Genomic DNA, 23,956 nt, shown 5'->3' on the forward strand with positions numbered 1-23,956 from the left:
GGGCCGTACCGCCCGCGGGTTCGCGGCAGGTATGACGACGATCGGTTTCATCGGTAGCGGGAACATCGGCGGCACCGTCGCGCGGCTGGCCGTCGCGGCCGGTTACGACGTGGTGCTCAGCAACTCCCGCGGTCCCGAGACCCTCAAGGCCCTCACCGACGAGCTCGGACCGCACGCGCGCGCCGGGCGGCCCGCCGACGCCGCGGCGGCCGGCGACATCGTGGTGGTGACGGTGCCGTTCAAGGCGTACGGCGATGTGTCCGCCGAGCCGCTGGCCGGCAAGGTGGTCATCGACACCAACAACTACTACCCGCAGCGTGACGGCCAGTTCCCGGAGCTCGACGACGCCTCCGCCACCAGCAGCGAGCTGCTGCAGCGGCACCTCGGCGGCGCCCGGGTCGTCAAGGCCTTCAACAACATCTACTTCCGGCACCTGGCCTCGCTGGCGCGCCCGGCGGGGGCTGCCGACCGTACGGCCCTCACCGTCGCGGGTGACGACGCGGCGGCGAAGGAGGCCGTGGCCGCGTTCCTCGACGCGATCGGCTACGACACCGTGGACGCCGGACCGCTGGCCGAGGGGTGGCGCCTGCAGCCGGACACCCCTGCCTACGGTGCGCCGTACGGAAGCTTCGAGGACCCGGCCGGCACCCCGGCGCCGGCCGCGGCGGTCCGGGAGGCGGTCGCCGCCGCCCGGCGCTGACGCTGTTGCCCATCGACCACAATGCACGTGGGTCGCTACCGTGGTCCGGTGAGCAGTGAGCGAGCGCAGATCGACGAGACCGTGCCGCATTCCGCCCGGGTGTGGAACTACTGGCTCGGTGGCAAGGACAACTTCCAGTCCGATCGGGAGGTCGGCGACCAGTTCGCCGGCCTCTATCCGGACATCGAGGCGGTGGCACGCAGCTCGCGGGCCTTCCTCACCCGCGCGGTGACGTTCCTGGTGGCCGAGCAGGGGATCCGGCAGCTGCTCGACATCGGTACGGGGCTGCCGACCGTGGACAACACCCACCAGGTCGCCCAGGCGGCGGCACCCGAGGCCAGGATCGTCTACGTGGACAACGATCCGATGGTCCTCGCGTACGCGCGGGCTCTGCTGACCGGCACACCGCAGGGCGTGACCGAATACATCGACGCCGACCTGCGGGACCCGGGCACCATCCTGGAGCTCGCCGGGCGCAGCACCCTCGACCTGTCGCAGCCCGTCGGCCTGATCCTCATGAACATCCTCGGGCACGTCCCGAGCGTGGAGGAGGCCGGCTCGATCGTGCGGCGGCTGCTCGCCGGGCTGCCGTCGGGCAGCTACCTGGTCACCGCCGACGGCACCAACGTGATCGACGGGCCCGCCTTCGAGGAGGCGATCGCGGTGTGGAACGCCAACGCGCCGCTCTCCTATCACCTGCGCAGCCCCGGCGAGCTGGCCACGTACCTGACCGGGCTGGAGGTCGTGGAGCCCGGCCTGGTGCCGTGCTCGCGCTGGCGTCCCGCCCCGGACGCCAGCCACGAGGACCTGCGCGAGGTCGACGAGTTCGGCGCCGTCGCCCGCAAGCCTTAGGCATCATCGGGGCATGGCTCAACCGCAGCTGCTGTCGGCGTACGCCGGGAATTGGACCGGCGCGGGCACCGGCGTGACCGTCATCCTCCCGCCGCCGGGCACGGTGGCCTCCGGGGAGGTGCGCGGCGGCGCGCCGGCGACGCGGGAGTTCGCGCTGCTGGAGCCGACGCGGCTGGTGGATCGGGTGGACGCCGTGGTGCTCTCCGGCGGCTCGGCGTTCGGGCTCGCCGCGGCCGACGGGGTGATGGGGCTCCTGCGCGAGCGCGGCGACGGGTTTCCCACGCCGGCGGGCCCCGTACCGATCGTGATCGGAATGTCGATCTTCGACGGCTCGGTGCGGACCGGGCCGCCGGACGCCGCCGCCGGCCGGGCGGCCGCCCTGGCCGCGTGGTCCGGCGAGCCGTTCGGCACGGGTCGTGCCGGTGCCGGTGCCGGCGCGTCGACGGGAAAGTGGCGCGGGCGGCAGGACCCCGGCGGCCTGGGACAGGCCCGGCGCAGCGCCGGCCCCGCGCAGGTCGCCGCGGTCGTCGCGGTCAACGCCTGGGGCGACGTGCTGGCGGAGGACGGTTCGCCGATGGTCGGGGGTGCGGCCGCCGGGGCCGGCACCGAGGCGCCGTTCGGGATCGCCAACACCACCGTGGCGGTGGTCCTGACCGACGCGCGGCTGTCCAAGTCCGACTGCTTCCTGCTGGCGCAGAGCGGCCACACCGGCTTCGCGCGGGCCCTGCATCCTGCGCATTCGCGCTTCGACGGCGACGCGGTGGTCGCGCTGGCCACCGGGGAGGTGACCGAGGGCGTGGACGTCGATCTCGTTCGTGCCGTAGCCGCCGACACCGTGGCGGAGGCGATCCGATCCGCGGTGAGCCCGGCCCGTGAGCGTCGGTGACAGCCGGTCGCTACGATTCCACCACGGACAGTGCCGCACCGATCCCCGGTGCCGCGCGGGCCGGCTGGGGGGACGCTGTGACGACGGAGGAACAATTCCCGCCGGTGCTCGCCGACGCGGAGGCCGCCTCCGCGCAGGGCCAGTCGGGATTCCTGCGGTTCACGCTCGCCGGGCTGATCCTGGCCTGCGTCGCCGCGGTCGGCGGTGCGGTGGACGTACGCGCCACCGTCGCCGGGCGGCACCTCGACCTCGGCGCGCTGGTCGCCGCCCTCGCCTTCGCCGCGGCGATCGGCACGGCCACGTACGCCCTGAGCACCAAACCGCAGCAGCGCTGGTACGAGGGCCGCGCGGTCGCCGAGTCCGTCAAGACCCTCGCCTGGCAGTACAGCGTCGCGGGCGGTGCCTTCCGTCACGACGCCTCGGTGGACGCCGAGGACCTGTTCGCGGCCCGGCTCGTCGACATCATGCGCGAGATGCGGTCGGTGGTGACCCGTACCGGCGCCGGGCAGATCACCGCCGCGATGGGCCGGCTGCGCGGCGAGCCCCTGGAGCGCCGCCGCGAGGTCTACCTCACCGAGCGGGTCGACTCCCAGATCGCCTGGTACGCCGGCAAGGCGGCGTACAACGAGGCCCGGGTCCGGCACTGGTTCGCCGTGGTGATCGTCGCCCAGTCGATCGGCCTGGTCGCGGGTGCGCTCAAGGCGTTCGACGTGCTGGACATCGACGTGCTGGGCATCCTCGGCGCCGTGGCCGCCAGTGCCGCCGCCTGGCTGCAGACCAAGGACCACCAGAACCTCGCCCAGTCGTACGCCGTGACCGCCCGGGAACTGCAGATCATCCGTACCCGTGCGGAGCGGATGCTGGGCGCCGGGCCCACCGAGGACGAGTGGGCGGACTTCGTCGAGGAGTCCGAGCGGGCGATCTCGCGGGAACACACGCTGTGGCTGGCCCGCCGCGAGAGTGTGTGATGATCACGTCATGCTGTCGCGGATCCGTGAGTTGTGGACGAAGGCGCTGCTCGGCCTGCTGCTGGGCGCGGCGGCCGGCTTCCTGGCGTACCAGGCGGTACGCCTGCCCCGGCCGGGGCTGTTCACCGTCTGCGGTGCGCTCGCCGGGCTCCTGATCGTCGTGGTGGTCTTCGGCTACCGCCGTTCGGTGCGCCTCACGGACATCACCGTCAGCGTGCCGCAGTTCAGCCGGCTGCGCTTCGCCGTCACCCGCGACGGCCAGGACGTGGCCTGGAAGCTGTTCGTGGAGGCCAGCACCCGCATCGCCACCCAGCCCGTGGCGGACGGCAGCGGCCGCGTCCGCGAGGCGCTCACCTCCCTCTACAGCCTCTTCGCCGTGATCCGCGATCTGCTCAAGGATTCCCAGCCGTCGCGGCAGGGCGGCTCCGACCCGGCGGTCGAGCACCTGGCCATCGCCATGCTCAACCTCGAGCTCCGGCCGTTCCTGTCCCGCTGGCACCCGGCGCTGCACGACTGGGAGCAGGCCCACCGGGACCGCCCGGAGTCGGAGTGGCCGGACGACGCGGCCTGCCGTGCCGACCTGGCCGACCTGCAGCAGCGGCTCGTCGGCTACGTGCTCAGCTTCGGCAAGCTGGCGGGCCTGTCGAACGCCGCGGAGGTGCTGACGGCGGGTGTGCCGGGTCCTGCCGGAACTCGAGCGTAGGTATGCCGCCGGTCTCTCATGGACCGGCGCGGCGGGCGGCCCTTAGCGTCGAGAGGCGTGACGGACGAGGACTATTACGTGTATCCCTCCCGCTGGCGCCGCGAAGAGGATTGGGCCGCCCTCTGTCTCTTCACGAACGAGGCGCTGAGGCTCACCCGCAACGACAAGGTGTGGCCGAATTTCCACGACGTCGAACGCGGCCGGTATCACCCGGCGGGTCAGATCATCGACGTCGTCGACCAGCTCGAGCCCGAGGCGGCCGTGCTGTGGGACGGCGACACCGAGGAGAGCTTCATCCCGCTGCGTGCGCTGCGGGTTCTCTAGCCCGGTCGCCCTCGGCCGCCCGCTGGACGCGCTCCAGCAACCGCCGGTCGGCATGCTCCGAGAACTGTGCCAGCAGCCGCCGGTTGTGCTCGACGATGCCGCGTTTCGTCGCTATCCGGCGCGCCCGCCGGAACGTCTCGACGGAATGTTCCGCCATCTCCTCGTCCCCGCAGAGCGCAAGGCCGCACAGCACCATTGCGACCGCGTCGAGCGACTGGTAGTCCCGGTCGTCGCGGTCGAGGCGGATACGGGCGTACGTGTGAGCCTCATGAAAGGCGGCGCGCGCGGCGTCGAAATTGCCACGGGTGAATTCGATCAGGCCGTGCACGCCGAGCGCTCCCAGCGCGCGGGGCGTGTGGGTGTACCGGGCCGCCGCCGCAGCGGCCGTGGCAGCGCCGTCGGCGTCCCGTAGGTACAGCAGGCTCAGCGCGAGCGTCACGTTGGCCTGCCGGGACAGCGCCGCGTTGTTGCGCCGTACGCCCAGCTGGGCGGCCTGGCGGGCGCTGTCCGCCGCTTCCGCGTACCGGTCCAGGTGGATGAGGATCGCCGCCTCGCCGTCGCGGCACCGGCCGGTCAGCAGGTCGTCACCCAGGCCCTCGGCCAGCTCCAGGGCCCGCCGGACCAGGTCCAGCGCGCGCCCGGGCCGGCCGAGCTGCCCGTGGACCCAGCCGCTGTTGAGCCGGTGGAACGCCTCGAGCCGGTCGCGCCCGGAGTCGGTACGCCGGCGGATCGCCTCCTCGGCGAGCCCGAGCTGCCCGAGGGCCTTGCGGAACCGGCCGGCCTTCGACAGGCAGACCGCGAGGTCCACGCGGGAGGTGATGGCGCGGGTGGCCATCCTCAGGGCGGCCGCCTCGTCGATGATCTCGGTGTAGAGGGACGCGGCCGTGGCGGCGTCGCCGCGGTTGAGGTGGGCCTCGGCGAGCTGCACCTTGACCCGGACGTGATTGCGGTCGTCGTCGATGTCGCGGGCGGCCTGCATGGCCTGGCGGATCGTGGCGAGGATGCCCTCGGTGTCCTCCTGCTGCTGCCGCGCGGCGGCCAGGTACGACAGATTCGGCCCCTCGAGCGCCGGATCGCCCAGCGTGCCGCGCAGGTGCTCCCGCCAGCGGATCAGCACGTCGCTCTGCCCCCACCGGGTGAGGTACTTGTCGTCGATCCGGTTCATGATGGACAGGGCCTCGCCGGCGTCCCCGCTGCGGATGCGCAGCTCGATCTCGCTGAGCTCGGGCTCCAGGTCACCCGGGCGCAGGACCGTGCCGCGGCGCCGGGTGGCGAACCAGTCGGCCGCCCGGAGCCAGAGGGCGTCGACCGTGAAGCCGCCGGGTTCGCCGCGCTCGTGCGGGTCGGGGATCGTCGACCGGAAGAACGCGGCGTCCGGTTCCGGGGGCAGCGAATACCCGCCGTCGTAGCTGCGGACCAGCCGCCACTTGCTCAGCTCCTCGAGCGTGCCCGCGCTGTCGATGCCCTGCACGAACGGGCCGAGGACGTGGTCCACCGCCGCCGGCGGCACGGGACGCCCCAGCACGGCGAGGGCCTGCACCACCCGCAGCTCGGTACGCGAGAGGTGGGCGGCGAGTCCCTCCAACAGGGCCGTGGGCCGCTGCTCCTGGGCCTCCAGCTCGCGGATGAGCTCGTCGATCGAGAGCCGGGCGTCGCCGCGCAGGTAGCCGGCCAGCAGCTCCAGGGAGCGCGGCAGTCCCTGGGTCAGGTCGTGGAGGCGGCGCAGCTGCTCCCGGGACGCGCCGGCGAGGCCCAGGACGCCGGGGTCGAGGCCCTGCAGCAGGTAGCCCGCGTACGGCATCGGTATCCCGCCGTCGAGGAACACGGGCCAGCAGCGGTCCCGCAGGGCGTACCGCAGCTCGACGGGCCGGTGGTGGCCGGCGACCAGGACGCGTACGCCGTGGCCGTCGCGCCGGGCCAGCGCGATGAGGAGGTCGCGGAGCTCGCGGTCGTGGAACCGGCGGTCGCCGTCGAGCAGTTCCTCCGCGTCGTCGAGGGCCAGCACCACCATCCGGTCGCCCAGCGCCGTCACCACGCGATCCAGCTTGACCAGCCGGCTGTCCCCGACCTGCAGGGCCGCCTCCACGTCGTCGGCCTGCTGCGGATCCGGGATCGCCCCGCACAGCTTCTCCAGCAGCAGACCGGCGGTGATGCGGCGGTTGCCCCGGGCGGCGAGGTAGACGAAGGCCTTGGTGCCGGCGGGGCCGATGACGGCCAGGCGGTCGCGGATCCGGGCCAGCAGGGCCGTCTTGCCCGACCCGGCGGCACCCGTCACGGCGATGACCCGGACCGGCCCGCTGCCCAGCTTCGCCTCGACCTCGGCGACGACGTCGCGCCGGTCCTGGAAGCGTACGGGCACGAAGACCGGCATCTCGTTGATGGTGATCACGGCACCGGCCGTGGCGGAGGACGGCGGGGGAGCGGCTTTCTCGGGCCGGGTACGCGACGGTGCGGCCGTTCCGGAATCCCGGCGACGCTCCTCCTGCGCGATGCGTTCCCGCAGGTCGGTAACCGCTTCGTCGAGCCGGTCCCGCTCGGTGCCCACCGCCTCGGCGCGAGCCTGCTCGTACGAGCGCAGCAGCCCGGTCAGCCCCGCCAGGACCCGGTCGGGTGAGCCGATCCGGCGCAGCTCGGCGGCGAGCCCGTCCCAGTCGTACGTGGCCTCGTCGGTGAAGTCGTGGTCCGGGATGTTGCTGAGCTGGACGGTCCGCTCGGCGTCGCGGTGCAGCCGCAGCACGACGACGGGGATCCGCCGCTCGAGGGCGATCCCGAGCTCTTTCTCGCACCAGTTCAGGTTGTCGAGGCGGACGCTCGTCCGGGTCATGAGGAAGATGAAGACGTCGCAGCCGCGCAGCACGGGGTCGATCGCGTGCACGAAGGTCTCGCCGGGCCGCCGGTCCTCGTCGGCCCAGGTCGCGAGGTGCGGAGCGATCTGGCGTAGCTTCTCGCGCAGCTGCCGCATGAAATCCCGGGCGTCGGCGCGCGCGTACGAGATGAAGGCGACGAGCAGGTCGGGCGTCACCGGTGCAGGCGCCGGTGCAGGCCGAGGGTCACCAGGCCGGCGATCTCGCTCGGCCGCGGCGTGGCGATCAGCCGGTCGTTCTGCTCCCGGTCCAGGCCGTTGTCGCTCAGCGACCAGCCGGGGCGCCGGGCTACGTCGGCGATCAGGGTGAGCCCCTGCGCGTAGCGCGCGTCCGCCGGCGGCGGCAGCGGCGGGAACCAGGCGGTGTCGCCGGCGCCCAGCAGGCGCGCGACGTCCATGGTGGCCCCGCCGAAGCCGCCCGCGAGGTAGAGGGGCTTGCCGCCCTCGAGCGCGAAGAGCAGCTCCTCCATCAGCCCCGGCATCCGGCCCTGGAAGCCTTCGCGCTTGCCTCCGATGGCCAGCCGCGCGTCCGCCTTGGACTCCAGGAACCGCCGCATGGCGGTGAGGGCCGGTGCCCGGTCCCGGTCGTCGACGGCGGCGGGGCCGCCGCCGCGGCCCTCCTCCGGTTCCACCTCGTTGCCGTGCGGGTCGAGAAAGACGACGTCGGCGAAGTCCTCGATGTACCGGCGCTTCTCCTCGAGGTCGGACAGCGTCATCTCGCGATGGTTCTGCCAGGCCAGCGCGATCAGCAGCGCCGGGTAGTCCAGCGGGCCGTAGCGCTGCACCTCGCTCATCAGGTATTCGGTGAAGCCCCCGATGCGCAGGTCGCCGCCGTACGCCAGGCTGCCGCCGGCGATCAGCACCGCCCGGGCGACCTCGCCCAGCACGAGGTTGATGTGGGTGTCGGTGAGCCCCAGGCGCTGCAGGTCCGGGCTGTCCGACATCGAGACGACCAGTCTCCGGCAGCCCAGTTGCTCGGTCGGCAGAGGTTCGGACACCGCGGCACTCCTTCGGTCGGGGAACGGTACGCCCGGGATCGTCAGCCGCCCCGGGTGGCGAGTCCGCGGGGCGTGAGCACCTCGATGCCGTCCGCGAGCCCGGCCGCCCGGGCGAGCTGCTCCAGCACCGTGAGCTCGGGATCGCCCAGGGGTGGATCCGGATGCAGGATCAGCGGCCTGCCGCCGCAGCGGTCGGCGTGCTCGGCCATCCAGTGCAGCAGGGTGACCGGTTCCGGGGCGTGCGCGGCCCACCAGGCGACGTCGAGGTCCGTGTCCTCCGCGGCGGCCTCCTGCTGGCGCCGCCACAACGCCCGCTTGAGGCACTCGTCGACCAGGATGCTCAGCGCCCGGCGGATCGCCACGCGGCGGTCGTCCCCGCCCAGGCTCGCCGGCACGCGGGGCACGTGGTCGAGCAGGTACGAGCCGCGCTCCTCGCCGCGGTGGAGGTCGTCGAGGACGACGATGGGCAGGCCGGCGTACTTGGCGGTCCGCATCTCCTCCTGGCACCAGGGCCGTGACGAGTACCGGTCGCTGCGCAGGACGAGCATGGCGCCCTCGGCCGCGTGCCGGCGCAGCTCCTCCTTCCAGTTCCGGCCGGGCTGCAGCGCGACCGCGTCGAAGAACTCGCCGAGGTGGGTGGTGCGGAGCACGCTGCGTACCTCGTCGGTCAGCGGGCCGGGTCCCTCGTCGTCGTCCTCGGCCTTCTGCCGGCTGTGGCTGATGAAGACGTGGATCCGCTCGGTGCTGCCGTCGAGTTTCTGCGCGAGCATCTGGGCGAGGTCGGTGCAGCGTCGTTCCCCGTCGCCGGTGCCCTCCTTGACGGTGTCCACCCGCTGGAACTCGCCCATCAGCTCGTCGAGCCGGCCGCGGACGCCCGGATCGACGGCGACCGGGAAGATGTCCACGTGCTCCGGGTCGGCGTGGCAGGCCTCGACCAGGCCCGCGACATATCTGCGCCAGGGCGTGTCACCGAACTGCACCGCCCGTTGCATCTTCTTGCGGAGCACCGGCACCACCGCCACGAACCGCGCCGGCTCGAGGCCGTTGGCCCAGGGCCGGCCGGGGAACGGGATCGGGCGGGGGGCGTCCCCCGGGTCCTGCCAGCCGGCTGAGCGTACGTACACCTCGACCGCCCCGCCGATCAGGCCGGTGTACGCCGTGCCGTGGAAGTGATCGACGAGCTGCCGGGCGATGTCGGCGCCGAGATCGTCCTCGGGATGCCAGACGACGTACAGCTCCAGCACGGGGGGAAGCATGCCCTTCTGCTTACCGGATGCACGCGATCCGTGCCAGATCGTAGTGGGACCGATCGGATTCCGGACACGTCCGTATCCTGTCCGGATCATGGAACGGCGTGGGCGACCATGGCAACCGTGAACGGCGGTCCCGAGCGGGTGCGGGTGGCGGTGGTGGATCCCCTGCCGCTCTTCGCCCACGGGCTGGTGGAGCTGCTGCGTGCCCACGGCCGCGAGGCGGCGGCGCCTGAGGACGTGGCCGGCTGGGTGCGTACCGAAGGAACGGATCTGGTCCTGATCTCCGTCGTGCGGGACGAGGACTGGGCCACGGCACGCGAGCTGACCGCGTCGCGGCCGGGCATCCGGCTGGTCCTGCTGCTGGACGACCCCGGACCGGCCGCCCACCTGCGTGCGGTGACGGCTGGAGCCGCCGGCGTGCTGCCCCGCGCGGCGACCCCCGCCGCCGTGCTGGACGTCGTCGACGCCGCGGTGAAGGGCTACAGCCTGCTGCCGCTCGACGTCCTACGCGGGATGCTGACCGAGTGCGCGGGTGGGGGCTCCGGCCTGCAGGACCGCGAGATCGACTGGCTGCGCCGGCTCGCCGGCGGCAGCACCGTGGCGCGGCTGGCGCACGAGGTGGGTTACTCCGAGCGGATGATGTTCCGGCTGCTGTCCGAGATGTACGGCAAGCTCGGCGTCACCGGCCGCACCGGTGCCCTGATGTACGCGCGCGACCGCGGCTGGCTCTGAGCCCGGACGTGGCAGCACCCCACGCGGGGGTGGTCGCGTGGGGTGCTGCCGGTCCCGTGGGGGCGATCGGGACGTCTAGGAGAAGTGGTCGGCGATCCAGGTGGCCACGGTGTCCACCGACTCGAACACCGCGCCGTCGTGCGTGGCCCCGGGCAGGGGCACGAACGTGACCGGCTGGTCGTAGTGGGAGAGCTCTTCGAGCAGCGGGCCGGCCGTGATGTCGTACGGGACGGCGTCGTCGGCGTCGCCCTGGACGATGAGGATCGGGGCGCCCGGGGCGGTCGTCGCCGGGTTGCCGTACTGGGCGAGCCTGGTCAGGACGGCCGGGGCGACCACGCCGCCGGGGACCAGCTGGTCGGCGGTGAGCGGGGCGTACGCGTCGAGGATCTCGTAGAGGCAGCCGGTCTGCAGCGTGGAACTGCGCTGCTTCGCCGGTGCGGCCAGGTAGGCGTTCGCGTTGAAGGTGGGCTCGACGGCGTTGATCCCGTGCAGGGCCATGACGAGGTAGCCCTGGCCCGCAGTGCCGGGGATGTAGGGCGCGATGAGATCGAGATTGGAGACCGGCGCGATGGCGGCCACGCCCTTGAGCACCAGCGGGCCGTCGTACGACGCGGCGAGCTGACCGGCGAAGAGGGCGCCCTGGCCGCCCTGGGAGTGCCCGTCGACCGCGTACTGGGTGGTCAGGGCGCTGTCGAGGCTGCGGGCCGCCTTGACGCTGTCGATGATCGAGCGGCCCTCGCTGGTGCCGACCAGGTACGGGTGCGACTCCGGCGTACCCAGCCCGGGGTAGTCGGGGGCGGTGACCGTCCAGCCCTTCTTGAGCAGCGCGGCGATCGCGGCGCGGGCCTCGGGCCAGAACACGTCCTGGTTGGTCGAGGGTGCGCACTCGTCGGCCAGCCCGGTGGTGCCGTGGCTCCAGGCGACCGTCCGGTACGTCCGGTTGCTCCTCGGGGTGAGGACGAGTCCCGTGGCGACGGTGGTCGCACCGGAGATGGTGGTGGTGAGGTACTGGATGCGCTTACCGGTGGCCAGCGGCGCGAGTTCGGGTGGCAGGGTGGCGGTGGTGGCGCTGAGGACGGTCCCGGGGGCGAGCAGGGCGTTCGCGGGGCTGCCGGTCGCGGTCACGACGCCGAGGACGGCGAGGGCGGTGGCGTGGATCGCGGCGGCGAGTCTGACGGCGAAGCGCCGCCGGGGCACAGAGCTCATCTGGGTGTTCCTCTCGCGGGCGTGCGGTGGTGCGGGCATGGTGATTAACCGCCCGGCGCGGCACGCAGTCGTCGGGGGTACCGCGGGCAGGGGACAGCCGGGTGGTGCCGGGGTGGGGAAGAGGGGGACCGGGAAACTCAGGCGAGGTGGTCGGCGATCCGGCGCAGCGCGGTGATGGTCTCGCGGTCGCGGGCCTCGTCGTCCTCGGTGGGCCAGGCGCTGCACTTGACGATCACGACGTCGGCTACCGGGTCGACGAACAGGTACTGGCCGTGGACGCCGAGGCCGGTGAAGGCGTGGAAGCAGCTCTCGCCGAGGGTCCACCACTGGTTGGCGTACCCGTAGTGCTCGTAGCCGCTGGGGCCGAGCGCGCCGACGGCGAGGTGCGGCAGGCCGGCGCCGCGGCTGCGGCGCACCCAGTCGGCGGGGACGACCTGGCGGCCGGCGACGACGCCGTCGTTCGCCATGAGCAGGCCGACCCGGGCGAGGTCGCGGGCGGTCGCGTTGAAGGCTCCGGCGCCGACCGCCGTACGCGGGTGGGAGCGGGTCATTCCGTAGTAGGCATCGCGTTCGGCGCCGATGCGGCTCCACAGCGTCTCGGATGCGTACGCCGCCAGCGACCGGCCGGTGGCGGCCTCGAGGACCCAGCCGAGCACCTGGGCGTCGAAGGTGGAGTAGTTGAAGCGTTCGCCGATGGCGGCGGTGCGCGGCGTCGAGCGGATGATCGCGGCCACGTCGCCGCCGGTGAGCACCGCCCGCTCGAACTGCCGGATGAAGCTGTCGGTGCCGTCCCAGGTCTCCAGGCCGCCGACGCCGCTGCTCATGTCGAGCAGGTCGGCCAGGGTGGCGCCCTCGTAGGCGGTGCCGCGGAAGTCGGGCCGATAGTCGGTGATCTGGTCCTTGACGTTGCCGATGGCGCCGTCGGCGAGCGCGATGCCGACGAGGATCGAGGTGACCGATTTGGACAGGGAGAACAGCTGCATGCGGGTGCGCGGCCCGGCGAAGGCGCCGGGGTAGCTCTCATGCACGATCGCGCCGTGGTGCAGCACCACGAACGCCGTGGTGAAGGTGCGCCGGTGCAGGTCGGTGAGGGTATGGTCGGCGTCGTCGAAGCGGTAGGTGAGGTCCAGCGGCAGGTGCGCCGCGGGCAGCGGCCGGGTGGCCGGGCCGCGGGCGACGCGCTCGGTCGGCATGAGCCAGTTCATGTGGGTGAAGGTGAACTCGTTGAACGGGCGGCGCATGATCAGGTCGCTCTGGCGGTCCCACCAGGACGGTGGGGGCGCGTCGAGGGCCGGTGGTTGCGTCGTGCTCGTCATGTCATTCCCCGCTGTCGTCGATGGTGCGGTCGGCGGGACGCGCTCTGTTCGAGACGCCTCGGAAGTGTTCACGCAGCGTCCGGCCGGTGGGTTCAGCGACCGGCTCGAGGTAGCTGTTGAGGATGCCGAGCACCGCCATGCCGACGAGGTTGTCGGCGATCTCCTCGCCCACGATCCCGGCGGCGGGGTCGCCCAGGTGGTGCAGCGCGAAGCCCTCGGTGACCGCGGCCAGCATGTACGCGAGCTGGTCGAGGGTCACGCCGGGGCGCAGCTGGAAGCCGCGCGAGGCGAACGTGGACTCGTAGATCTTCTTCCACGGCTCGAGGGCGCCGGCGTAGTTGTTGGCGATCGCGTCGTGGATGCCGTCGTTGCGGTCGGCGGTGGCCACCATGATCAGTTGCAGCCGGAACAGCGGCATCCGGCAGATCGCCTGCAGTTCGTGGAAGGTCGCCCGGTCGATGGCGTCGACGAAGCTCTCCTCGTCGTCCAGCCAGCCGCGGGTCTCGACCTCCGCGTCGTACTGCGGGTCGTAATTCATGGCGTGGAAAAGGAACGTCAGCAGGTCGTTGAGGTAGTCGTCGTGGGAGGCCCAGGTGGCGCGATAGGGGCCGTCGCCCTTCTGCCGCAGGAAGGGCGGTTCGAGGTTCTCCATCTCCTTCGACAGCGCCCGTTCGGTGAGGAACCGCAGGCCCGACCAGTACTGCTTGCGGCCGTCCGCGGCCGGCGGCCCGTCCCAGGCGCCGAGGTTCTGCTCGACGAGGTTGGCGCCCGCCTTCAGGTAGGACGCCACCTTCGGCGAGTTGACCAGCGCGGCACGGGTCGCCTCCCGGACTCCCTTGACACGTGTCACGATGCCGGAGAAGTCCTGGTTGTACGGAAAAGGCAGATCCTCTTTGCCGAGCGTCATGAAGCGATTCTTTGTCCGATTACCCCGGCGGGACAAGTGCGCGGGTGCGTAGTACTCGAAGTCTAGGCCTCGGCATTTGTCGATATCGGAGAACGTCGCGTTGTGTGACTGATCCATGACGCAGAGGAATGGGTAATGCGGAATGGCGCCGATCGGGTATAACCGGGCGCATGCAGAGTGAAGCGCTCCTGGGTCTGCTCGAGGAGCTCCCCGGCACGCGGGTGACCGCGGACGCCGGTGTGGTGACCGTCGACGTGCCGGCTATCGGCGACTCGGTGCGCCTCGCGGTCCGCGACGTGCTCAACGTCGCCCAGATCATCGTGCCGACCGGGGACCCGGGCGTCGAGCTGGGCGTGCGGCGCGGTCACGAGGAGCTGCCGCTGATCGTCATGAGCGAAGACGTCGCCTTCATGCCCGCGTACGCCGCCGACATGCTGGTGCCCGGCGCCGAGCAGTGGATCCCGGCGACCCCCGAGCTGATCGCGTACTCGGAGATGCACCGTGACGTGCGCGCCCTGGGCCGGGCGATCGACGAGGAGGGCGTCGAGCTGGACGACGACATCCTCACCGCCACCCTGCTGCTGCACCGGTGCTTTCTGGCCGGGGCGGTCCGGGTCGGACTGTGGCCGGTCCGGGTTGCGGCCTGGTGGGAGTACACCTGGGCCCGGGTCGGGGACCGGCTGCCGCTGGGGCCGTTCCGCCCCGACCCGGCCTGGGACCGGCTGATGGCCGACGTGACCGAGGCCCGCCGGCGCACCGCTCAGCCGCAGTGGTCCTCCCACTCCAACCACACGACGCCCTTGTAGCCGACCGTGCCTCCCCAGTCGATGCACTGGTCGGGGGCGTAGACGTAGACAGGTCCCGCGAACTTGGTGTAGTAGTTCGCGTCCTCGACCCAGTTGCCGCCCTTCGACAGCTCGATCTGCGCCCCCATCCAGTCCCGCTGCCCGGGGGTGTTGGAGACGGTCACGACGCAGTTCCAGCCGTTGTTGTAGGTCAGGTACGCGGTGCCCGTACCGGTGCCGCCCACGCTCAGGTGGTCGATCACCCGGTATCCGCTGCCGCAGGCGCCGTTGTAGGCGGCGGCCTGCGCCGGAGCCGCGGTCACCGCGAGCGCGGCGGCGGTCAGCGCGAGAGCCGCGCCCCCGCCCGCCAGCTTGCGCCGGAGCTTCATGGTTCCTCCCCTCCCGCTCGTCAGCACACGGTGCTGGTCGAGCCCCCGGTCGAGTTCAGGTAGCCGGTGACGTGGGTGCAGTGCGCCGCGGTATTGGCCGGGGCGCCCCACAGCTCGGCGCGGGTCGTGTTGTTCAGCTCACCCACGCCGTAGTCGGAACCGCTGTCGGAGTGGTCGATGACATGGACGTACAGGTCCCAGTTGCTGTGCGTGTCGCGGTACTGCTGCCAGACGTAGATGTAGGCGTAGTTGGAGCCGCAGCCGTAGTACTGCTTGACCGACGCGGCTTCCATGCCGCCCACGGTCAGCACGCGGGTCGTGCCGATCTGGCGCACGCTGGAGCAGCTCGGCGGCGTGCTGGCCAGTGCGGGCGTCGCACTGACCAGAGTGGCGGTCCCGGCGGCGGCCAGCGCGGCGGCACCGGCGAGGGTGCGGCGGAGCATCGACATGAGTCGTCCTTTCGAGAATCCGTTGGGCCACCGGAAGACAACCAGCCCGCGACGGCGCCCGACAGGTGACGGATCGGCCACCGTTCCCTCCCCCCGGGCGGCTCGCGCGGCTCGGTATCATCGACCGCTGCCGACGTCCGACACGGACGGGCCGACACGGGGGAGGGGAGCTGTGCGCCGCCAGGATTCCGCCGCCGGCCCGGTTCCGGATCTAGGGGTACCCGGCTGCCAGGACTACACCGAGGTCGGCCGCGGCGGCTTCGGCGTCGTGTACCGGGCCTGGCAGCCCGCGTTCTCCCGGACCGTGGCGGTCAAGGTCATCGCCGCGGACGGCCTCGACGACGCGGCCCGGCGCCGCTTCGAGCGCGAGGTGCAGGCGATGGGCCGGCTCTCCGGCCATCCGCACATCGTCACGGTGCACCAGGCAGGCTTCACCGCCGCCGGGAATCCCTACATCCTCATGGCGTACGAGGAGGGCGGCTCCCTCGCCGCGCGGGGCCCCGCCGCGTCCTGGACCGAGGCTGTCGCCGGTGGCATCGCCGTGGCAGGTGCCCTGGAGAGCGCCCACCGCGCCGGCGTCCTGCACCGCGACGTCAAACCCGGCAACATCCTGATCTCCCGGTACGGCGACCCGAAGCTCGCCGACTTCGGCCTGGCCCGGCCCGTGCACCCGAGCGTCCCGCAGCCGCGTACGGTCACCGCGACGCTCCTGCACGCGGCACCGGAGATCCTCCTGGGCCACCCGGCAACGGCCGCCTCCGACGTGTACGCGCTCGCCTCCACGATCTTCTGGTGGCTGCACGGGACCACCGCCTTCACCGCCGCGCCGCGCGAGCCGGCCGCCGAGCTGATCGCGCGGGTCACGGCGGCGCCCGTGCCCGACCTGCGCCCGCACGGCGTGCCGGATCCGGTGTGCACGGTCCTCGAACGCGCGATGGCCAAGGATCCCGACGACCGCCCCGCGACCGCCGCCGGGTTCGCAGAGGAGCTGCGGGAGGCCCAGCGGCGGGAAGGGCAGCCGGTCACCCCGCTGCTCGTCGACGACGGCCACGGCGCCGGCCCGGATCCCGCCCCCGGCGCTCTCACCCGCCCGCCGCAACGCCGCTTCCACCCGGACCGCGGCCTGTCGATGACCGTCGCCGACGCCGCTCCCCGTCGGTTCACGCCGATCCGGGCCGCGGGTACGGCCCTCGTGCTGGCGGCGACGTTCGTCCTGGCCGGCGGCTCGGACACCGTCCACTATCCCGACGTCTCCGCGGACGCCGTCGACTTCGGCGGCCAGGAGATCAGCGGCCCGCCCGGGGAACGGCCGCTGACCGTCCGCAACCACGGCGACCGCCCGGCGCTGATCCGCGCGGTCACGCTCGACGGTCCCGACTTCCGGATCGTCGCCGACGGGTGCGGAGGCCACACCCTGGGCGGCGGCGCCGACTGCGAGGTCCGGATCGCCTTCGACCCGGCGGGCACCGGGCCGCGCCGGGGGCAGGTCCGGCTGCCCGGGCGCACCGTCGCGGTCACCGGTTCCGGGCTGCTCTCGTACGCGACCGAGGACGACCCGCCCCCGGGGCCCTGCTACGCCGACGCCTACCAGGTGGGGCACTCGGCGTACGGCTACGTCGGCGGCCAGAAGGCGATCTCCGTCAAGCAGTACTGGTCGCCGGGCTGCCGCACCGTCATGGCGTACACGTGGGTCTGGAAGCAGTATCGCGACAACGCCGGCACCCGCGGCACCTGGTCGGTCGACCTCGGGATCGCGGACCGCGGCGACCGGGCCAGGGCGGCGGGCCAGCCGCTCGAGCTGTGGACCGAACCGGTCCCGCACACCGGCTGCACCCGGGCCGACGTGACGATGACGGGCACGGGGCTGGACACGCCGCTGCACGTGACCACCGACGCCCACTGCCCATGAGCTACCTCGAGGTCCACGAGGCCGGAACCGTGCGCCTGGTCGCGCTGACCGGCGACGCGCTGACCATCGGCCGCTCGCCGGCCAATGAGCTCACCATCGCGGGCAACCGCGTCTCCCGCCTGCACGCGGTCGTCGAGCACTTCGCGTCCGGCTGGTCCATCCGTGACCTGGGCAGCACCAACGGCACCACGGTCAACGGCGCGCCGCTGCGCCAGGCCCGGCACCTGCGCGACGGCGACCGCATCGAGGTCGGCCCGGCCCGGCTGCTCTTCCGGGCGCCCGACGGGCACCCGGCGACCGAGACCGTGACCACGGACCCGCCGCCGCCCCTGCCGCCGCTCACCCGCCGCGAACGCGACGTCCTGGCGGCGCTCTGCGAGCCGTACACGGCGGGCGGATCGGCGTTCCCGGAGCCGCCGTCGGTGCGCGGGCTGGGACTGCGGCTGGAGCTGTCGGAGAGCGCGGTGAAGAAACACCTCACCAACCTGTACGACAAGTTCGGCCTGACCACCAACGCGGACCGGCGCCGCGCCCGCCTCGCCGCCGAAGCGGTGCGCCGGGGCGTCTGACACCGCCCGCTGTCGGACGGTCACGCGGGATGCGCGGGCTCGCTAGCGTCGGCGCCATGACCGTGGGACGTCCGCGGGTCGGGGTACGGGCCGCCGATCCGCTCATCCGTGCCGGGCTGGTCGCGTTGCTGCGCGGCGCCCCGCAGCTCACCGTGACCGATGCCGGCGACGGCGGACGGCCGGACGTGCTGGTGGTGGCCGCCGGCGGGGAAGCCGGGCTCGCCTTGCTGCTGAGCCGGGTCACCCGCGAGGTGGCGGCGCCGGTGGTCCTGATCGCCGACGAGCTCTCGCCGGAAGCCCTGCTCAGCGTCGTGCGGTTCCGCGTCCGGGCCGTGGTGCCGCGCCGGTCGGTGAACGCCGGCGCGCTCGTGCGCTGCGTCACCGCGGTCGCGGCGGGCGGCGGGGTCATGCCGCCGGAGCTGATCGGTTGCCTGTTGCAGCACGTCGACCGGCTGCACCGCGATCTGCGCGACGTGGCGCCCGCGGGCACCGGCGGGCTCACCGAGCGCGAGATCGAGATCCTGCGCCTGATCGCGGACGGCCTGGACACCGACGAGATCGCCGCGCGGCTCAGCTACTCCGCCCGGACGGTCAAGAACATCATGTACGGCGTCACGCACCGGCTGAATCTCCGCAACCGGCCGCACGCGGTGGCGTACGCCGTGCGTGCCGGGCTCATCTGACAGCACCGGCGGTAGGTTGTGGTGGGCGTTGATCGGAGGTACGGCACGATGGCGGAGCGGAGCCGGTCGAGCGGACGGCCGACCCTGGATCAGGTCGCCTCCCTCGCGGGGGTGGGGCGCGGCACGGTCTCCCGGGTCGTGAACGGCTCGGCACAGGTCAGCCCGCAGGCGAAGGCCGCCGTCGAGACCGCGATCGCCGAGCTGGGGTACGTCCCCAACCGGGCCGCCCGCATGCTGGTGACCCAGCGCACCGACTCGATCGCGCTCGTCATCTTCGAGTCGGGTGAGCGGTTCTTCGGCGAGCCGTTCTTCGGCCGGATCGTGCAGGCCATCTCCTCCGGCCTGGTGGAGCGCGGCCTGCAGATGGTGCTGATGATCGCCCAGGCCCCGCACGAGCGGCAGCGGCTCGAGGGCTACCTCACCCGCCAGCACGTCGACGGGGTGCTGCTGCTGTCGCTGCACGGCGCCGACACGCTGCCGGCTCAGCTCGAGGAGCGGGGCGTGGCGACGGTCCGGGCCGGCCGCGCCACCATCCCCGAGCCGGGGTGCTACGTCGACGCGGACAACCGGGGCGGGGCGCGGGATGCGGTCGCGTACCTGCGCGGCCAGGGCCGGCAGCGGATCGCCACCATCACCGGTCCGCTGGACATGGCCGCGGGCATCGCCCGCCTCGACGGTTTCCGTGACGTCGTCGGCTCCGGTCCGGTCGCCCAGGGCGACTTCAGCGAGGAGAGCGGCGCCGCCGCGATGGCCTGGCTGCTCGACCACCACCCGGACCTGGACGCGGTCTTCGCCGCCTCGGACATGATGGCCGCGGGCGCGATGCGGGTGATCCGGGAGCGCGGCCTGCGCGTGCCCCACGACGTGGCGGTGATCGGGTTCGACGACTCGGTGATCGCCCGGCACACCGATCCTCCGCTGACGAGCGTGCACCAGCCCATCGAGGAGATGGGCCGGGAGATGGTCCGGCTGCTGCTCGCCAAGATCGACGGCCCGGACCCGGGCTTCTGCGAGAAGGTCCTACCCACCCGCCTGGTGGTACGCCGCTCAGCGTGACTGTGAGTCACAGCACCCGATCACGGGCCGTGCGGGCCGGAGTTTGCTCCGGTCCTGATGTCGTCTTGAGCCAGGGATGAGGAACGCCCGCCAATCTTGGAGTCGTTACAGGGCGGCACGACGTCGCCGGGCTCGAGAGAAGGAACTGATATGCGGCTCAGCGGTTTCAAGACGTATGCGGCAGTGGTCGCGGTGGTCGGCGGGATCGCGGTCAGCTCGGGTGCCATGTGGCAGGCGTCGAGCGCGGCGTTCACGGCGTCGACCGACAACTCCGCCAACAGCTGGAACGCCGGCACGGTGGTCCTGGGTGACGACGACGCCAACGGCGCCATGTTCACCGCGACGAACCTGCGGCCCGGCTCGTACGGCGAGAAGTGCATCAAGCTCACCTACAACGGCAGCCTCTCGACCAACGTCAAGCTGTACGGCACGGCGGTCTCCGGCGCGCTGAGCCCGTACATCGACCTGGTGGTCGAGGAGGGCGCCGGCGGCAACTTCGGCAGCTGCACCGGCTTCGTCGCCTCGGGCACGGACTACAGCGGCACGCTCGCCGCGTTCGGCAGCGGCAAGACGGACTTCAACTCGGGCGTCGGCACGTTCGCCCCCACCGGCGCCGGCCAGGTGAAGACCTACCGGATCGCGTACACGGTGAACGCGAGCACCCCGGACAGCGCGCAGGGTGCCGCGGCGAACGCGACCTTCACGTGGGAAGCCCGCTGACGATGAGCACGGAAGCCGGTGCGCTGCGGGTCCCGCGGGACTGGTCGCTGCTGCTGGTACGGACCGTGGCGATCGGTCTGCTGGCGGCCGCGGCGGCGATCATCTTCTGGACGGCGGTGCCGATGATCTGGGGCTGGACCCCGGCGGTGATCGTCAGCGGATCGATGAGCCCCCTGGTGCACCGCGGCGACATCGTGGTCACCTCGCCGCCGGCCGCCGACTGGCAGCCCGTCGTGGGTCAGGTCGTCACCGTGCCGAACCCGAACAAGCCGGGTACCACGGTCACGCACCGCATCGCAGGCTTCGACGAGCAGGGTCGCCTGATCACCCGCGGTGACGCGAACGGCAACGAGGACCGGTTCCGGACGGCACGCACGGAGGTACGGGGCATCGCGCGGCTGCTCGTCCCGCGCATCGGCACCGCCACCCTGCTCCTGCGAGAAGGCCGCCCGGGCATGTTCGTCACGCAGAGCATCTTCCTCCTTGCCGCGGTCGCCCTCGTGGCGCGACGGCCGGGCGGATCGGCGGAGGCCGGACCCGCGGATGGTGAGACCCCGGATGGTGAGACCCCGGATGGTGAGACCCCGGATGGTGAGACCCCGGATGGTGAGACCCCGGACGGTGAGACCCCGGACGGTGAGACCCGGACAGCGAGACCTCGGACGGCGACGCGCAGGAAGGCGACACGCAGGACGGCGAGACGCAGAACGGCGAGACGCCGAGCGACGACACGGCCGACCGGGCCGAGGATCTAGCCGCCGCGCAGCCGGCCTGATCCGGGCCAAAGCTTCAGTACGGCGTTCCGCTGCCGACTTACCCGGGGGAGGGGGACATGGCTGCACGAAAAGCGGGCGCGGCCCGCGGCCGCTGGGCGCGCGCGGGAGCCGCTCTGCTGGCCGTGCTGTGCCTGGGCGGGTTCGCCCTGATGCCGGCCACGTCGGCCGCGTTCACCGCCACGACCACCGGTCCCGCCTCCTCGTTCGGCGCGCGCGCCACCTTCGGCCTCACCCAGACCGCCCCGTGCTTCAGCGACAGCGGTGCCGGCGGTTGCCCGATGGCCTCGGGCGTCGCGCAGACCGCCGGCGTCGTGATCAGCCCGGACGGCAAGCACGTCTACACCTCCTCGGTCTACAGCACCGCTGTGTCCGAGTTCTCGCGTAACGCCACGACGGGCGCCCTGACGCAGCTGGCGAGTCCCAACGCGTGCGTCAGCAACAAGACAACGGGCATCCCCGCCGGCTGCAATTCGTTGGCCGGCGTCCTCAACGGGAACTACGACCTCGCCATCAGCCCGGACGGCAAGAACGTGTACTCCGTCGCCTACAGCGGCCACACGATCGGTGCCTTCTCGCGTAACGCCACCACCGGCGTCCTGACCGCGCTCGCCAGCCCGAACAAGTGCCTCTACGACGTCAGCGTCTCCTCGCCACCGACCGGCTGCACCTCCGCCCGGCAGATCAGGGGAGCCGACGGCATCGCCGTCAGCCCCGACGGGGCCTACGTCTACGTCGCCTCGTTTCTCTCGAACTCATTGGCGGTCTTCGCCCGGAACGCGACGACCGGCGTGCTCACCCAGATGAGCGGCACGTCCGGCTGCTACACCGACGGCGGCGCTCCCGGGTGTACCACCGCGGCCGGGATGGCCAATCCCTTCTATGTGCGCACCTCCCCGGACGGCGCCAGCGTGTACGTCGCCAGCAACGGCAGCAATGCCGTGTCCATCTTCCAGCGCAACATGACCACGGGCGTGCTCACGCAGCCGGCCGGCCCGAACTCGTGCGTCTACAACAACGGCAGCCCGGTGGTCGCGGGCTGCACGGCCGTGCAGGGCCTGAAAGGGGCCTACTACGTCGCCGTCGCGCCCGACGGCGCCACGGTGTACGCGTCCGGCAACGGCAGCAGCTCCGTCGCGGCGTTCAAGCGCAATCCGACGACCGGTGTCCTGACCCAGCTGGCGAGCCCCAACGCGTGCCTGTACAACGGCACCGGCACCGCCATACCCGGCTGCACCGCGGCCCAGGCCATCGCGGGTCCGACCGGGATCGCCTTCAGCCCGGACGGCCTGTTCGCCTTCGTGAACGGCAGCGACGGCGTCGCGGTCTTCCGCCACGACAGCAGCACCGGCGTCCTGACCCAGCTGGCGGGCACCAGCGGTTGCATAGCCATGTCGTCGACCATCGGCTGCACCACGGGAATCGGCTTGAGGTCACCCATCACCCTCGCCGTCAGCCCGGACGGCCGGGATGTGTACGTGGCGGCCGGCACCAGCTCCACCGGCACCGTCACCACCCTGAACTTCACCCACTAGGACTGGCGCTAGATTCCGGCGGCCCGGTCCAGGTCGTCGAGGCGCGACTGCAGGACGGCCGCCCGGGACTCCGCGACGCTGCCTTCGCCGGTGCGGGCGCGTACCTTGCGCCGCAGGTCGCTGATCCGTTCCTCGACGCCGGCAGCTCGCGGGCCGTCCAGCGCGCCCAGCAGGTTCAGCAGGTCGGTGGCGACGTCCGGGCGGATCTGGCCGGCACTGCGACCGTCGTCCACCGCCGCACGCACCCGCCGGACGGCCTCGGCGAACTCGAGCCGCACCGGTTCCTGCCGGGCCGGGGCCCGCGTGGGCGCCGTGCTGCGCGCCGGCGTCGAAGACGGCGCCCGGGACGCCGGGGCCGGTGTGGGCGCAGCATGCGGCGCAGTGCCGGGTTCCCCGCCGTGCGGCCACACGAGCAGCAGCACGGTCGCGGCGGCCGTGAGCACGGCCGCCGCCCCGACCGGTACGGCCAGCCTCCGGCGATCGCGGTGCCGGGGCGGTGGCGGCTCGTCGGCGAGCATGGTGAGCCGGTCGCGGACCTCCTCGGCCGTCGGCCGCAGCCCCGGCTCGTCACTCAGGCAGTCGCCGACCAGCACCCGGAACGGCGCCGGCAACCCCGGCGGCAGGTGGCCGGGCCCCTGAGCGCGGGCGGCCTCCAGCTCCTCCCACGTGTCGACCGGGTACGGCGGATCGCCGCTGACCATCTCGAACAGCAGGACGCCGAGGCCGTACACGTCGGTGGCGGGCTCGGCCGGTTTGCCGTCCAGGCGCTCCGGGGCCACGTAGGCGGGCGTACCGAAAGTCATGCCGGTCTCGTCGTCGTCCGGCTCGCCGGCGACGGCGCTGATGCCGAAGTCGAGGATCTTGACCCCGGCCGGGGTGAGCATGACGTTGCCGGGCTTGATGTCCCGGTGCACGACGCCGCTGGCGTGCGCGGCGGCGAGCGCGTCGGCGACGTCCCGGCCGATGCGGGCGGCCTCCCGCGGGCCCAGGGGCGCCCGTTCCACGCGGGCGGCCAGCGTCTCGCCGGTGAGCAGTTCCATGACCACGAACGGCGTCACCGAGCCGTCGGGCCGCTCGGCGCCGTTGTAGTCGTGGACCACCGCGATGCCCGGATGCGACGGCCGCGCCGCCATCCGGGCCTCCTTCCAGGCCGCGTGCAGCGCCTCCGCGCTGGAGGCGGTGCGGCCGGTGGGCAGCTTGAGCGCGACCGGGCGTTCCAGCAGCTCGTCGCGGGCGCGCCAGATGTCCGCCATGCCGCCGGACTCCAGCAGGGTGACCAGGCGATAGCGCGCCGCGAGCAGGTCGCCCGCGGCCGGCCAGTGAGGAGTCACCGGGGAACACTCGCCCAGAGGGTACGGGGGTGTCAACCGGGCCGGCCCG

Annotated in this window: 24 protein-coding genes; 15 read left to right on the forward strand and 9 right to left on the reverse strand. The window is 72.7% G+C overall.

What is annotated here, in order from left to right:
• Positions 1 to 31 precede the first annotated feature (31 nt).
• The 6 genes from ACIBO8_RS26770 to ACIBO8_RS26795 all read left to right on the forward strand — a co-directional run bounded on the left by ACIBO8_RS26770 (position 32) and on the right by ACIBO8_RS26795 (position 4,433).
• Positions 32 to 700: an NADPH-dependent F420 reductase gene (locus ACIBO8_RS26770; RefSeq protein WP_396118054.1), complete on the forward strand. Its 669-nt coding sequence runs from the start codon at positions 32 to 34 to the stop codon at positions 698 to 700.
• Between the two features lie 48 nt (positions 701 to 748).
• Entirely contained in the window at positions 749 to 1,552 is an 804-nt protein-coding gene (locus tag ACIBO8_RS26775; protein WP_396118055.1) for an SAM-dependent methyltransferase, read from the forward strand.
• Between the two features lie 13 nt (positions 1,553 to 1,565).
• On the forward strand, positions 1,566 to 2,438 hold the full coding sequence (locus ACIBO8_RS26780; RefSeq protein WP_396118056.1) for a P1 family peptidase: 873 nt from the start codon (positions 1,566 to 1,568) through the stop codon (positions 2,436 to 2,438).
• Positions 2,439 to 2,515: 77 nt separating this feature from the next.
• Positions 2,516 to 3,406, forward strand: a complete 891-nt coding sequence (locus ACIBO8_RS26785; protein WP_396118057.1) for a DUF4231 domain-containing protein — start codon at positions 2,516 to 2,518, stop codon at positions 3,404 to 3,406.
• A 10-nt stretch (positions 3,407 to 3,416) separates the two neighbouring features.
• Positions 3,417 to 4,109, forward strand: coding sequence for a hypothetical protein (locus tag ACIBO8_RS26790; RefSeq protein WP_396118058.1), 693 nt, complete (start codon positions 3,417 to 3,419; stop codon positions 4,107 to 4,109).
• A 57-nt stretch (positions 4,110 to 4,166) separates the two neighbouring features.
• Positions 4,167 to 4,433: a hypothetical protein gene (locus tag ACIBO8_RS26795; RefSeq protein ID WP_396118059.1), complete on the forward strand. Its 267-nt coding sequence runs from the start codon at positions 4,167 to 4,169 to the stop codon at positions 4,431 to 4,433.
• On the opposite strand, the gene ACIBO8_RS26800 is transcribed toward ACIBO8_RS26795, so the two are convergent.
• Genes ACIBO8_RS26800 through ACIBO8_RS26810 form a run of 3 tightly spaced genes read right to left on the reverse strand, consistent with a single transcriptional unit; the run spans position 4,402 to position 9,550 of the window.
• Positions 4,402 to 7,455, reverse strand: coding sequence for a TIR domain-containing protein (locus ACIBO8_RS26800; protein WP_396118060.1), 3,054 nt, complete (start codon positions 7,453 to 7,455; stop codon positions 4,402 to 4,404). The two genes, ACIBO8_RS26795 and ACIBO8_RS26800, sit on opposite strands and share 32 nt — an antisense overlap.
• A complete protein-coding gene (locus ACIBO8_RS26805; protein ID WP_396118061.1) occupies positions 7,452 to 8,294 on the reverse strand; it encodes a hypothetical protein in 843 nt (280 codons plus the stop codon). The genes ACIBO8_RS26800 and ACIBO8_RS26805 overlap by 4 nt, the downstream gene beginning before the upstream one ends.
• Positions 8,295 to 8,335: 41 nt before the next feature.
• Entirely contained in the window at positions 8,336 to 9,550 is a 1,215-nt protein-coding gene (locus tag ACIBO8_RS26810) for a toll/interleukin-1 receptor domain-containing protein (RefSeq protein WP_396118062.1), read from the reverse strand.
• Positions 9,551 to 9,667: 117 nt separating this feature from the next.
• On the opposite strand from ACIBO8_RS26810, the gene ACIBO8_RS26815 reads away from it, so the two are divergent.
• The gene (locus ACIBO8_RS26815; RefSeq protein WP_396118063.1) at positions 9,668 to 10,279 is read left to right on the forward strand and encodes a hypothetical protein; all 612 of its coding nucleotides are present in this window, start codon (positions 9,668 to 9,670) and stop codon (positions 10,277 to 10,279) included.
• A gap of 75 nt (positions 10,280 to 10,354) precedes the next feature.
• On the opposite strand, the gene ACIBO8_RS26820 is transcribed toward ACIBO8_RS26815, so the two are convergent.
• From ACIBO8_RS26820 to ACIBO8_RS26830, 3 genes are all read right to left on the reverse strand, one after another.
• Positions 10,355 to 11,485 carry an alpha/beta fold hydrolase gene (locus ACIBO8_RS26820; protein WP_396118064.1) on the reverse strand — a complete coding sequence of 377 codons (1,131 nt, stop codon included), beginning with the start codon at positions 11,483 to 11,485 and terminating at the stop codon, positions 10,355 to 10,357.
• Between the two features lie 137 nt (positions 11,486 to 11,622).
• Positions 11,623 to 12,801, reverse strand: coding sequence for a serine hydrolase domain-containing protein (locus tag ACIBO8_RS26825; RefSeq protein WP_396118065.1), 1,179 nt, complete (start codon positions 12,799 to 12,801; stop codon positions 11,623 to 11,625).
• A gap of 1 nt (position 12,802) precedes the next feature.
• On the reverse strand, positions 12,803 to 13,708 hold the full coding sequence (locus ACIBO8_RS26830; protein WP_396118066.1) for a hypothetical protein: 906 nt from the start codon (positions 13,706 to 13,708) through the stop codon (positions 12,803 to 12,805).
• 170 nt (positions 13,709 to 13,878) lie between these two features.
• Between ACIBO8_RS26830 and ACIBO8_RS26835 the strand changes: the two genes are divergently transcribed.
• Positions 13,879 to 14,514, forward strand: a complete 636-nt coding sequence (locus tag ACIBO8_RS26835; RefSeq protein WP_396118067.1) for a hypothetical protein — start codon at positions 13,879 to 13,881, stop codon at positions 14,512 to 14,514.
• Here ACIBO8_RS26835 and ACIBO8_RS26840 read toward each other — a convergent pair.
• Entirely contained in the window at positions 14,469 to 14,882 is a 414-nt protein-coding gene (locus tag ACIBO8_RS26840) for a spore-associated protein A (protein WP_396118068.1), read from the reverse strand. The genes ACIBO8_RS26835 and ACIBO8_RS26840 overlap by 46 nt on opposite strands.
• 20 nt (positions 14,883 to 14,902) lie before the next feature.
• Positions 14,903 to 15,331 carry a hypothetical protein gene (locus ACIBO8_RS26845; protein WP_396118069.1) on the reverse strand — a complete coding sequence of 143 codons (429 nt, stop codon included), beginning with the start codon at positions 15,329 to 15,331 and terminating at the stop codon, positions 14,903 to 14,905.
• A gap of 172 nt (positions 15,332 to 15,503) precedes the next feature.
• On the opposite strand from ACIBO8_RS26845, the gene ACIBO8_RS26850 reads away from it, so the two are divergent.
• The 7 genes from ACIBO8_RS26850 to ACIBO8_RS26880 all read left to right on the forward strand — a co-directional run bounded on the left by ACIBO8_RS26850 (position 15,504) and on the right by ACIBO8_RS26880 (position 22,576).
• Positions 15,504 to 17,240 carry a serine/threonine-protein kinase gene (locus ACIBO8_RS26850; RefSeq protein WP_396118070.1) on the forward strand — a complete coding sequence of 579 codons (1,737 nt, stop codon included), beginning with the start codon at positions 15,504 to 15,506 and terminating at the stop codon, positions 17,238 to 17,240.
• Positions 17,237 to 17,809 carry an FHA domain-containing protein gene (locus ACIBO8_RS26855; RefSeq protein ID WP_396118071.1) on the forward strand — a complete coding sequence of 191 codons (573 nt, stop codon included), beginning with the start codon at positions 17,237 to 17,239 and terminating at the stop codon, positions 17,807 to 17,809. Before ACIBO8_RS26850 ends, ACIBO8_RS26855 begins: the two co-directional genes overlap by 4 nt.
• A gap of 56 nt (positions 17,810 to 17,865) precedes the next feature.
• Positions 17,866 to 18,492, forward strand: a complete 627-nt coding sequence (locus ACIBO8_RS26860) for a LuxR C-terminal-related transcriptional regulator (RefSeq protein ID WP_396118072.1) — start codon at positions 17,866 to 17,868, stop codon at positions 18,490 to 18,492.
• Positions 18,493 to 18,540: 48 nt separating this feature from the next.
• A complete protein-coding gene (locus ACIBO8_RS26865) occupies positions 18,541 to 19,548 on the forward strand; it encodes a LacI family DNA-binding transcriptional regulator (protein WP_396118073.1) in 1,008 nt (335 codons plus the stop codon).
• A 150-nt stretch (positions 19,549 to 19,698) separates the two neighbouring features.
• A complete protein-coding gene (locus ACIBO8_RS26870) occupies positions 19,699 to 20,268 on the forward strand; it encodes a hypothetical protein (RefSeq protein WP_396118074.1) in 570 nt (189 codons plus the stop codon).
• A 2-nt stretch (positions 20,269 to 20,270) separates the two neighbouring features.
• On the forward strand, positions 20,271 to 21,023 hold the full coding sequence (locus ACIBO8_RS26875; RefSeq protein WP_396118075.1) for a S26 family signal peptidase: 753 nt from the start codon (positions 20,271 to 20,273) through the stop codon (positions 21,021 to 21,023).
• A gap of 77 nt (positions 21,024 to 21,100) precedes the next feature.
• Entirely contained in the window at positions 21,101 to 22,576 is a 1,476-nt protein-coding gene (locus ACIBO8_RS26880) for a lactonase family protein (RefSeq protein WP_396118076.1), read from the forward strand.
• A gap of 8 nt (positions 22,577 to 22,584) precedes the next feature.
• Here ACIBO8_RS26880 and ACIBO8_RS26885 read toward each other — a convergent pair whose 3' ends face one another.
• On the reverse strand, positions 22,585 to 23,907 hold the full coding sequence (locus ACIBO8_RS26885; protein ID WP_396118077.1) for a serine/threonine-protein kinase: 1,323 nt from the start codon (positions 23,905 to 23,907) through the stop codon (positions 22,585 to 22,587).
• Between the last annotated feature and the right edge of the window lie 49 nt (positions 23,908 to 23,956).

Origin of the sequence: Actinoplanes sp. NPDC049681 (assembly GCF_044465265.1) — a bacterium.
Classification (GTDB): domain Bacteria; phylum Actinomycetota; class Actinomycetes; order Mycobacteriales; family Micromonosporaceae; genus Actinoplanes.

Bases quoted from the DNA above. Each gene is read 5' to 3' on its own strand.
- ACIBO8_RS26770 (WP_396118054.1), top strand. From the start codon at position 32: ATGACGACGATCGGTTTCATCGGTAGCGGGAACATCGGCGGCACCGTC.
- ACIBO8_RS26780 (WP_396118056.1), top strand. From the start codon at position 1,566: ATGGCTCAACCGCAGCTGCTGTCGGCGTACGCCGGGAATTGGACCGGC.
- ACIBO8_RS26790 (WP_396118058.1), top strand. From the start codon at position 3,417: ATGCTGTCGCGGATCCGTGAGTTGTGGACGAAGGCGCTGCTCGGCCTG.
- ACIBO8_RS26810 (WP_396118062.1), bottom strand. From the start codon at position 9,550: ATGCTTCCCCCCGTGCTGGAGCTGTACGTCGTCTGGCATCCCGAGGAC.
- ACIBO8_RS26820 (WP_396118064.1), bottom strand. From the start codon at position 11,485: ATGAGCTCTGTGCCCCGGCGGCGCTTCGCCGTCAGACTCGCCGCCGCG.
- ACIBO8_RS26825 (WP_396118065.1), bottom strand. From the start codon at position 12,801: ATGACGAGCACGACGCAACCACCGGCCCTCGACGCGCCCCCACCGTCC.
- ACIBO8_RS26830 (WP_396118066.1), bottom strand. From the start codon at position 13,708: ATGACGCTCGGCAAAGAGGATCTGCCTTTTCCGTACAACCAGGACTTC.
- ACIBO8_RS26835 (WP_396118067.1), top strand. From the start codon at position 13,879: ATGCAGAGTGAAGCGCTCCTGGGTCTGCTCGAGGAGCTCCCCGGCACG.
- ACIBO8_RS26840 (WP_396118068.1), bottom strand. From the start codon at position 14,882: ATGAAGCTCCGGCGCAAGCTGGCGGGCGGGGGCGCGGCTCTCGCGCTG.
- ACIBO8_RS26845 (WP_396118069.1), bottom strand. From the start codon at position 15,331: ATGTCGATGCTCCGCCGCACCCTCGCCGGTGCCGCCGCGCTGGCCGCC.
- ACIBO8_RS26855 (WP_396118071.1), top strand. From the start codon at position 17,237: ATGAGCTACCTCGAGGTCCACGAGGCCGGAACCGTGCGCCTGGTCGCG.
- ACIBO8_RS26860 (WP_396118072.1), top strand. From the start codon at position 17,866: ATGACCGTGGGACGTCCGCGGGTCGGGGTACGGGCCGCCGATCCGCTC.
- ACIBO8_RS26865 (WP_396118073.1), top strand. From the start codon at position 18,541: ATGGCGGAGCGGAGCCGGTCGAGCGGACGGCCGACCCTGGATCAGGTC.
- ACIBO8_RS26870 (WP_396118074.1), top strand. From the start codon at position 19,699: ATGCGGCTCAGCGGTTTCAAGACGTATGCGGCAGTGGTCGCGGTGGTC.
- ACIBO8_RS26875 (WP_396118075.1), top strand. From the start codon at position 20,271: ATGAGCACGGAAGCCGGTGCGCTGCGGGTCCCGCGGGACTGGTCGCTG.
- ACIBO8_RS26880 (WP_396118076.1), top strand. From the start codon at position 21,101: ATGGCTGCACGAAAAGCGGGCGCGGCCCGCGGCCGCTGGGCGCGCGCG.